7 protein-coding genes are annotated in these 8937 nt (G+C 48.8%); 6 read left to right on the forward strand and 1 reads right to left on the reverse strand.

Translation table 11 applies throughout. From position 1 onward, the window contains the following. Window positions 1–1585: NAD(P)/FAD-dependent oxidoreductase (locus tag VE954_RS43650; protein ID WP_324965152.1), on the reverse strand; the 1585-nt coding region annotated here is incomplete at its 3' end. Between the two features lie 511 nt (window positions 1586–2096). Between VE954_RS43650 and VE954_RS44660 the strand changes: the two genes are divergently transcribed. The 6 genes from VE954_RS44660 to VE954_RS43675 all read left to right on the forward strand — a co-directional run bounded on the left by VE954_RS44660 (window position 2097) and on the right by VE954_RS43675 (window position 8889). Continuing rightward, the gene (locus VE954_RS44660; RefSeq protein WP_414699081.1) at window positions 2097–2297 is read left to right on the forward strand and encodes a recombinase family protein; all 201 of its coding nucleotides are present in this window, start codon (window positions 2097–2099) and stop codon (window positions 2295–2297) included. 123 nt (window positions 2298–2420) lie between these two features. Next, on the forward strand, window positions 2421–2927 hold the full coding sequence (locus VE954_RS43655; RefSeq protein WP_324965154.1) for a chemotaxis protein CheW: 507 nt from the start codon (window positions 2421–2423) through the stop codon (window positions 2925–2927). Continuing rightward, window positions 2924–4297 carry a CheR family methyltransferase gene (locus tag VE954_RS43660; protein WP_324965156.1) on the forward strand — a complete coding sequence of 458 codons (1374 nt, stop codon included), beginning with the start codon at window positions 2924–2926 and terminating at the stop codon, window positions 4295–4297. Before VE954_RS43655 ends, VE954_RS43660 begins: the two co-directional genes overlap by 4 nt. 63 nt (window positions 4298–4360) lie before the next feature. Further along, window positions 4361–4915 carry a chemotaxis protein CheW gene (locus VE954_RS43665; protein ID WP_324965158.1) on the forward strand — a complete coding sequence of 185 codons (555 nt, stop codon included), beginning with the start codon at window positions 4361–4363 and terminating at the stop codon, window positions 4913–4915. 30 nt (window positions 4916–4945) lie between these two features. Next, a complete protein-coding gene (locus VE954_RS43670) occupies window positions 4946–6568 on the forward strand; it encodes a methyl-accepting chemotaxis protein (RefSeq protein WP_324965160.1) in 1623 nt (540 codons plus the stop codon). Next, window positions 6565–8889: a hybrid sensor histidine kinase/response regulator gene (locus VE954_RS43675; RefSeq protein ID WP_324965162.1), complete on the forward strand. Its 2325-nt coding sequence runs from the start codon at window positions 6565–6567 to the stop codon at window positions 8887–8889. Before VE954_RS43670 ends, VE954_RS43675 begins: the two co-directional genes overlap by 4 nt. Window positions 8890–8937 lie beyond the last annotated feature (48 nt).

An 8937-nucleotide genomic window follows, 5' to 3' on the forward strand; every position in this document is an offset into this window, starting at 1 on the left:
CATTTTCGATGACAGCACGACCTATTTTCACGCCATCCAGGGCTGCCGAGACGATACCGCCGGCAAAGCCCGCGCCTTCTCCAGCAGGGAAAATGCCGGGATGGCTTTCGGATTGCAGACCCTTATCGCGGAACATCACAATCGGAGCCGAGGTTTTGGTTTCGACGCCGGCCACGATCGCTTCAGGACTCAAAAAGCCCTGCATGCGTTTGTTATATTCCGTCAGAGCCCCCCGCAGACTGTTGACCACGAATTCAGGCAGAATGTGATCCAGCCGGGAGTTGGTCACACCCGGTTTATAACTGGATGAAAGAGTGCCTTTGCTGTCGCGGCCCTTGAGAAAATCGGTGAGACGCTGTGCTGGCGAGAAATATTTCCCACCACCGGCGGCAAAGGCAGCTTTTTCAATAGCGGCCTGGAAATGCATACCGTCCAGCGGATGGCCTTTATAAAAATCCTCGCGCGTCACATTAACGACCACTGCGGCATTGGCGAAGCCACTGTTTCGCGCATGATAGCTCATGCCATTGATCGCGAGATGGCCTTCCTGAGCACCGGTCGGCATCAGGTGCCCACCTGGGCACATGCAGAAGGTCCAGATGCCACGGCCCTCGGCCTGAGCCGCGAGTTTGTATTCCGCTGCGGGCAAAAGCGTGCAGCTGCCGAATTGAATCTTATCGATCACATCCTGGGGATGCTCAAAGCGAGCGCCGATGGCAAACGGTTTCGGGCCGATCGCCAGACCCTTGTCGAGAAGCATCTCATAGGTTTCGCGGGCGCTGTGACCGATGGCCAGTACCAGATGATCCGTATCGAGCCTCGTGCCGTCGTGCAGCGTCACGGTATAGCGGGCATTGGCGCCACCACTTTCAAACGTGACGAAACGCTTGTTGAAGAGAAACTGCGTACCAAGCGATTCCAGATGCTGCCGGGTGCGCTTGGCAATGATCATCAGATAGTCTGTGCCAATATGCGGATGAGCATCGTACAAAATTTCATCGGGTGCACCGAAGCGGACCCACTGCTCAAAAAGATAGCGGATCAACGGATGATTGCGGCCACAGGTGAGCTTGCCGTCGGAAAATGTTCCGGCGCCGCCTTCCCCGTAGCAGTAGTTGGATTCGTTATTGAAGTCACTGGTGCGCAGAAGGCGGTGCACCGTGCGCATCCGGGATTCCACGGGTTCGCCGCGTTCAATCACGACACAGGGTTGACCCATTTCGCTGAGCACCTGAGCCGCGAAGGTTCCGGCCGGGCCGCTGCCGATAATGATAGGCGCATGACGGAAGCGTTTGCCGCCAAGGGTCATGCCTTCCATAGGATGGAAAAAGGGACGGTCCACATAGGTTTCCACTTTTTCACCGACATTGCGCAGAACAGCGGCATTGTCCACGCAATCAAAGTTCACCTGATAGTGATAGACGATGCGCGATTTTTTGCGGGCATCGAGGGATTTCTTCAAAATACGGAGCGAGGTGATTTCCCGCTCGGGAATGCCGAGTTCCTGGGCCAGGAGCGGGCGCAGCTGCGCATCAGGATCACCGGATGCCACGGGAACACTCAGCTGTTTTAAGACAAGACTCATATCCACGATCTCCTGCAAAACGGAGCTTTGAGGGAAGGACTATAGGGGTCCCGTGTCCCATGTCAAATGAATTATGAGCCAGGGTCAGCGGGAAGCCCCAAAGCCTTGCAAGTCTTCGATGGCGCGGCACTTCCGCCCTATTGATCCTTCTTGCTGCTGTGTTATAAAGGGACACGTTCTAGACGAAAAAGGTTAAGAACTTGATGTTCTTGTAAATCCGTATGCATTTCAGCTACTTGCAGTCCTACAGCTTGAGCCCCGAATTCGCCCGTTATCCACCAAAGTTTGCACTGCTTGGTCGCAATCATCAAATAAATGATGACCGCAAATTGAAAAACTGTGAGCACGATGTCTTGCCGATCTGGCAGTTGAAAGGCACATCGTGACTCCCGATAAATTGACTACCAATGCAAAGCGAAGTCGGAATCTTACGCCATGTCCGCGGCATATCCCGAATCCGTTCTGAAAACCTGGAAATCCGCAGTCCGACTGCCCGTTGTGAAATACCCGCTTGAGAACTTTTGGGCCCTACAACACAGAGCATCGCCGCGAGCAGAAGCCCTGCATAGACAATTTTGCAGAGTTCGAACGCGAGTTAATCATTGAGCGTGTCCGCGCGGGCCTTGCAAAAACCAAAGCAAACGGAGTGGTATTTTGTATAAGCGCGGCGGAAAGAGCGCGATTCCCATTCAGGCAAATTTTGCAGCCTTGACAGCCTGAAACCTACCTAACAAAATAGAGATACATATCAGTGTTTCCCTTGTCAGTGGCATGTCCAAGCCTTGGAATATTTAATTACTATGTTCTGACATTTCTGTTCGACAAGAGGTTCCTCATGGTTGAATCAGGTCTGGCTCAAAAGCAATATCTGATCTTTAGTATTGCGTCTCAGCAATGCGCGGCACTTCTCGAGGAGATTTGTGAAGTTGTTCTCATGGCAGAACTATCTGCTCCTGTGGGCCTCACGGAATCGCTGGCGGGAATTCTGAATTTAGGTGGCGAAGCCATTCCAGTGTTAAAACTGAACCGCCTGCTAGGCCTTCAGGAATTTGAAGTTGGACTATATTCTCACATTATATTGACTCGAAACAAGGAAGGAACCGTCGGATTTTTAACGCAGGCCGTTAAAAAAATCCAAACCGTTTCTACTGAAGATCTTAAGCCACTTCGCTTCGAAGCCAACCTCAATGGATTTGCTCTTGCAATGCTCCCCGATGGCAGGGACTTCATCGCTGTCCTATCACTAAAAAACATAGCAAATTCCTGTGAAACTTCTGTAAAACTCAACAGCAATGCATCCTGTCTCAAACCGATGGTGAACGCGACAAAAGAGGCTTCATGACAAGCCCCAAAAACGACACCTTGGAAATATTGCAAGGTGCAAATTTTGCAGAGCTAAAATCATTCATCATCGCGGTGACTGGATTATCCTATTACCTCGCCAAAGACGAAGATTTAGCAAGCCGCATTGCACGCCGCCTTACGACTATTGGATTCATGGATAACGCCTCCTACCTGAAACTTATTGCATCTTCCACTGCAGCTGGTAGTGAGTTGGATCTGCTGATTGGCGAATTAACGATTGGGGAAACCTACTTTTTCCGCCATACGGAGCAATTTGATGCCTTAAGACAAATCATACTTCCGCACTTACTTAAGAAGAATCTGGAAAGAAAAAGACTTACCATCTGGTGTGCAGGCTGCTCGACAGGCGCTGAACCTTATTCTATCTCGATCCTCCTGCGGCGGGAGTTGAAAATCCAAGCACCAGAATGGTCCGTTCAAATTCTGGGAACTGATATCAACCGCGGTTTTCTTGATCGAGCTGCAAAAGGAATGTTTGATGAATGGCACTTGCGCTCAGTGAAGGACGAGCTAAAAAGGTCATGTTTCAAAAAAGTCGACAAATCCTGGGAAATCAATTCTGAGTATAAAGAAGGCGTCAGCTTTATTCACCACAATCTTATTACTGGCTATTATCCGCCTCGATTCGATGGACCTGAACCGTTCGATCTTATTTTGTGCCGCAACGTCATGATCTATTTTAATCAAGACACGGTCGCGGAAATATTGCCTAAATTTGATCGTTGTTTAGCCGCCTCGGGCTGGCTACTCTTAGGGTATTCTGAGATTAATATTAACCTATATAAAGCGTTTGATCTCATCCCCTATCCTGGCGCTTTAATCTTCCAAAAGAAAAAGCCAACGAAAGAACAATTTTCAGCTCCTGTTTTGCCAATACTGCAGCAGTTTCCGGCACTTTCACACGCTGATACACCCCCTATTGCAACGACGCCATGCTTGCCTCTTCAAATCGATACCAATGACTCCTATCTCAAATGCCGTCGGATGATCAACACTGGGGATCTCAAAGGAGCTCTTCTGGCTGCTGATGATTTGATTCTAAAGGACCAACTTGATGCGAGAGCTTACTTTCTTCGCGGCCTCGCTTTGTTGCAGTTGGGCAAAGATCAAGATGCTGAGCAAGCTCTTCGTAAAGCCATATATCTCGATCGGAACTTCATTATCGCCCACTATCATCTTGGGCTTATTTATCTAAAATTGCAGCAGGCAGATAAAGCTCGCCGCTACCTCACCAATGCTTCGACCCTGCTGGCCGATAAAAGCATGGACAGTGTTCTGGTTGAAGGCGATGGAATGACTGCTTTGCAGCTGACCAATATTTTGAAGACAATCGGGGAGGCTGCATAAACTATGTCAAACGGAAAGTCCTCGGTCCCAAAGTCAATAGATTGGACCGCAATCCGAAAGCGGTTGAAAGCCAATCAAGATGCTCTTGAAGAAATCTTTTCGTCTGGAGCCGCTAAAAGCAAATTGGTGTTTCAAGAGCGCGCTGAGCGCATGGCGGCTCGCGTTCGAAAGAGTACTCACGTTGACACTATATCGGTCATGACATTTCAGCTGGGGAAAGAGCGCTATTGCCTCCCTATAGCCGATCTTGCTGAAATCATTCCGTATGCAGATTGCACTCCTATTCCTGGCTGTCCTCCAGAACTCAAGGGCGCTGTTTCCATTCGCGGTGAGATTCGTTGCGTCATCGATCTCAGCGCTATTTTAGATCTGCCTGTTCTCGCCGACGACGAAAGCCGTGGTTACATTCTATTGTTGAGGGGGGGGGAATTCGAGGTCGGCTTGAAAGTGACCAACGTCCATCAAGTGGAAACCATAGCAAAGGCATCGATAGATTGCCAGGATGGCTTTGGTGCAAGCATGGTTGGTCAATACGTGAAAGGCGTTGGAAACGGCGCGTTGATTTTTCTGAATTTGAACGCAGTTCTTAGTCATTCCATTTTCAAAGGTGTTGCATAGTCGCATCGCAAAATTTCGAGGAGATACTCGGTGAGAGCTCAAAGTAGCGGTAATCTACTCAATCGTCTCAGCGTCGGTAGAAAATTGGCGCTTCTTCCCCTTGTCTTTACCATTGGAGTAGGGATCATCCTAACGCTGGTACTTATGCAACTGGAGAATCAGAAGCAAGATGCCATGACTGTACACTTAGGCAGCCGCGTCCGAGTATTTCAGGAGCGTTTCTTTAATCAAATACTCCTCAATTCGATGGGAGACAAAATTGATCTGACCGAATCGAAGCGCTTTATGACAGAGACCACTATCGCATTGCGGGATGGGGGAAGTATTCAGGCCTATTTGGGTCATGAAGAACGCATCGATATAATGCCTGCACCAACCCAGGCCTTGAAAGATCAGCTGACGGACAATCTCAAGGAGATTAACGAGTTCATTCTTCTTGGTGAAAAATTTTTGAGCATACCCAAGAATGACCCTTCTGCGACGGCATCCTTGGAAGCTCTGAAGTCCGAAAATTCGCTCCTGGATTCCCAGCTTCGCGACACAGTGCGCGAATTTACAAAAATATCTGAAGAAAAAATAGGCTCCTTTACAAATCGTCAAACTACGACTTGCGCTATCATTATACTGGTCAGCTCCGCTATTGCCTTGATCATCACACGACAAGTTTCAACACCGATGAATGATCTAGTTCGCGTCGCTGAAGGAATCGCGAGAGGCAATCTCAGGCAGGAGAAACTTGCTGTTTACTCTACCGATGAAATTGGCAAACTTTCGAAGGTTTTTAACACGATGCTCGACAACCTCAGAGATTTAGCGAGTCAGAATATTTCTGTCGCGAAGAACCTGGGAGCTGCCTCAACAGAGGTGCTGGCCTCAGTTCAGCAGCAAGCTGCAGCAACAAAGCAGCAAGCCGCCTCGGTCCAAGAGACAACAACCACCATGGAACAAATCGGCCAATCCGGGGCACAAATCGCTGATCGCGCTCGTCAGGTAAGTTCCACGGCTTCCGATGCTTCCCAGGCAGGAAGCACTGGGCTTGAAGCTGTGCAAAATACGAACCGAAATATGGTCGCGATCCGTGAGCAGGTGGAAGCAGTTGCAGAAAAAATTGTAGCACTGAGTGAAAGGACCCAAGCGATCGGAGAAATCATAGCCAATGTTACTGACATTGCTGAACAGTCCAACCTCCTGGCATTGAATGCCGCCATCGAAGCCGCGGCGGCTGGAGAGCAGGGACGTAGCTTTTCTGTCGTTGCCAATGAGATTAAGAACCTTGCTGACCAGGCAAAAGAATCAACGGTGCGGGTACGGTCCATTCTTGGTGATATCCAAAGCGGCATTAATAGTTCCGTCATGTTAACAGAAGAAGCTGTGAAACGAGTTGAATCTGGAAAGATCCTGGCTGAAATCGCTGAAAAGACGATACTGCAGATGAGCAACACCAGCAAAGATAGTACCATTGCATTCCAGCAAATCGTAGGAGCAACAAGCCAGCAACAGATCGGTTTCGAGCAGATCACCCTGGCTTTGAGAGCCATTACGACTGGAGCAGAGCAGACGGCAGCGAGCACGAATCAGCTTGAGCGAGCTGCTTTGAGCCTTAATTCTTTGGGCCAGCAACTCCAGAGCACAGTCGAGAGATATCAGATTTGAAAGACATAAAGCAAAAATTACTAGCCGCGTTTGATGTTGAACACCGAGAGCATCTGGCACAGATTCGTGCTTTTTTAGCAGCGGTGGAGCCTGGGACCACTGGGGAATCAAACGCTGTAAAAGTTGGCATTGCCGAGGCATTTTGCAGCGCGCATAGTTTAAAAGGTGCTTCCAGGGTAGTCGATCTTAAATCAGTTATGGAATTGGCTCATCGACTCGAAACTCTTTTCCATCAAATTCAAACAGGCAAGCTATCCGTATCCAAAGATCTTCAATTGATCGTTTCTCGGTCTCTGGATCTCATCGAGGATATCGTCACAGCGTCTCGATCAAATCTAGAGCAGCCTGGTTCAATTGATTTACTTCAAGCTCTCGACCAGCTTGTTGAAGGGAAGCTGATCTCTTCGATAAGCCCTAGCGGGTCCGTACAGCCCGCCCCGTCTTCAAAAATTCCGCCAGAAGCTGTGAATTCGCCTCAATTGGTTATCGCTGGCTCAGAAACATCTCGACCTGCAGCGCCAACTCTCGTAGTTCCAGCTAGCACCCGAGCTCCTGCAAGAACAAACTCCCATTCTTTCGATACTATGCGATTAAGCGCCGAGCATTTTGATCGGCTCATTAAAACTGCTGGCGAAGTTATCAGCTTCAGTCGCAATCAGGAAGAGAATGCCTTTCATTTCAAAGAGATGAGTCAGGTTGTAAGTAACATCGAGAAGGAATGGGGTATCATCCAAAAAAACTCTGCAAAATATTTGCGTCAGAGCACCAAGGACTCAGATAAAAGCAAACTCGTAAAATATTTGAGCTTTATTGAAACCCAGGTCCGTGCCTTAGGACGACAGCTGCGTGCAGCTTCTGCTGACCAAAAGAACGATAATTTCACGCTTCGACGTTTAGGTGAACAACTCCAGGAAGAGGTGCAAACTGCTCGGCTCATGCCAGCTGCCGACATTTTCGAGAGCTTTTCAAAGATGATGCGGGATTTGGCCAAAGATGAACAGAAAGAGATCGAATTTAGGATGATTGGGATGGATATCGAAGCGGATCGAGTCGTTCTTCAAGCCCTTAAAGACCCTTTGATGCATACACTAAGAAATGCTTTATCCCATGGCATAGAATCCGCTTCTCAACGTGCCCTTCTCAAGAAGCCGATCTCTGGAAGAATCAGTCTCTCGCTGGAAGCCGCCTCGCGAAGATTGGCGTTAATTGTAGCCGATGATGGACAAGGATTAAATATTGATTCAATTCGCTCCAAGGCTTTGGAAGCAGGCCTCATTGATGCACAAAAAATAGATGAAATTTCAGATGAAGAACTACGGCAGTTGGTATTCCATCCGGGCTTTTCAACGGCCAAGCAAATTACCGAAATATCGGGTCGAGGAGTTGGGCTTTCGATCGTTAAAGATGCCATTGAGAGGCTCCAAGGCGAAGTTGTCGTCGAAAGTACACCGGGACAGGGCTGTCGGTTCAAGTTTTCTGTCCCCCTTAGCGTATCAACACACCGACTTTTGTTGATGCAGTGCCAGGGGCAAACCCTGGCGATTCCGACGCACGCAGTCCAATGTGTGCAGCGGGAAAGAAGCAATGAACTCACTTCTGTTGAAGGTCGACCGGTTATCAAGGTTAAAGGCATCTATATACCTGTTATGGCTTTATCTCGACTGCTTGGCATGCAAGATGGATCGGTTAAGTCGAATGACAACGCTCTAGCATTTGCCGTTATTAAATTTGGAGAAAAGCGTTTAGCCCTGGCAGTTGATGGCCTCCTGGGCGAAAGAGAGGGCCTGATTAAAGACCTGGGCCCCCCCCTTTCCCGGTCCAATCGCTTCGCAGGGGGCCTGTTGATCGATCGCGCTGCAATTGCTCTGGTGTTAAATCCGCCTGCCTTGTTCGAAGCTTACCATCAGCTTCGGCATGGACAGCCGCTGGAAATTGCACAGAGGAAAATGGAGCAGCAGAAACTTCGAATCCTGGTAGTTGATGATTCTTTCACAACAAGGATTCTGGAAAAAAGTATCCTGGAAGCCAAGGGGTATCATGTTGACATCGCAATCGATGGAGTTGAGGCGCTGGCCTTTCTCAGTAACCATCAGGTCGACCTCATTATCTCAGATGTTGAAATGCCACGAATGGATGGCTTGACTCTCTTGCAGCAGCTAAAAGCTGATCCGAGACTATCTAAAACACCAGTAATCATAGTCAGCTCTCGAGACCGACGAGAAGATCAGGAACGCGGCCTGAAGCTGGGTGCTGAAGCTTATTTGCCGAAGCAGGAATTCAACCAGAAAATCCTACTCGACACGATCAGGCAGGTCATATGAAAAAGATTCGCGTTATGATTGTGGAAGATTCTCTGGTGATCAGAACAT

This window comes from Oligoflexus sp. (genome assembly GCF_035638955.1).
GTDB lineage: Bacteria > Bdellovibrionota_B > Oligoflexia > Oligoflexales > Oligoflexaceae > Oligoflexus.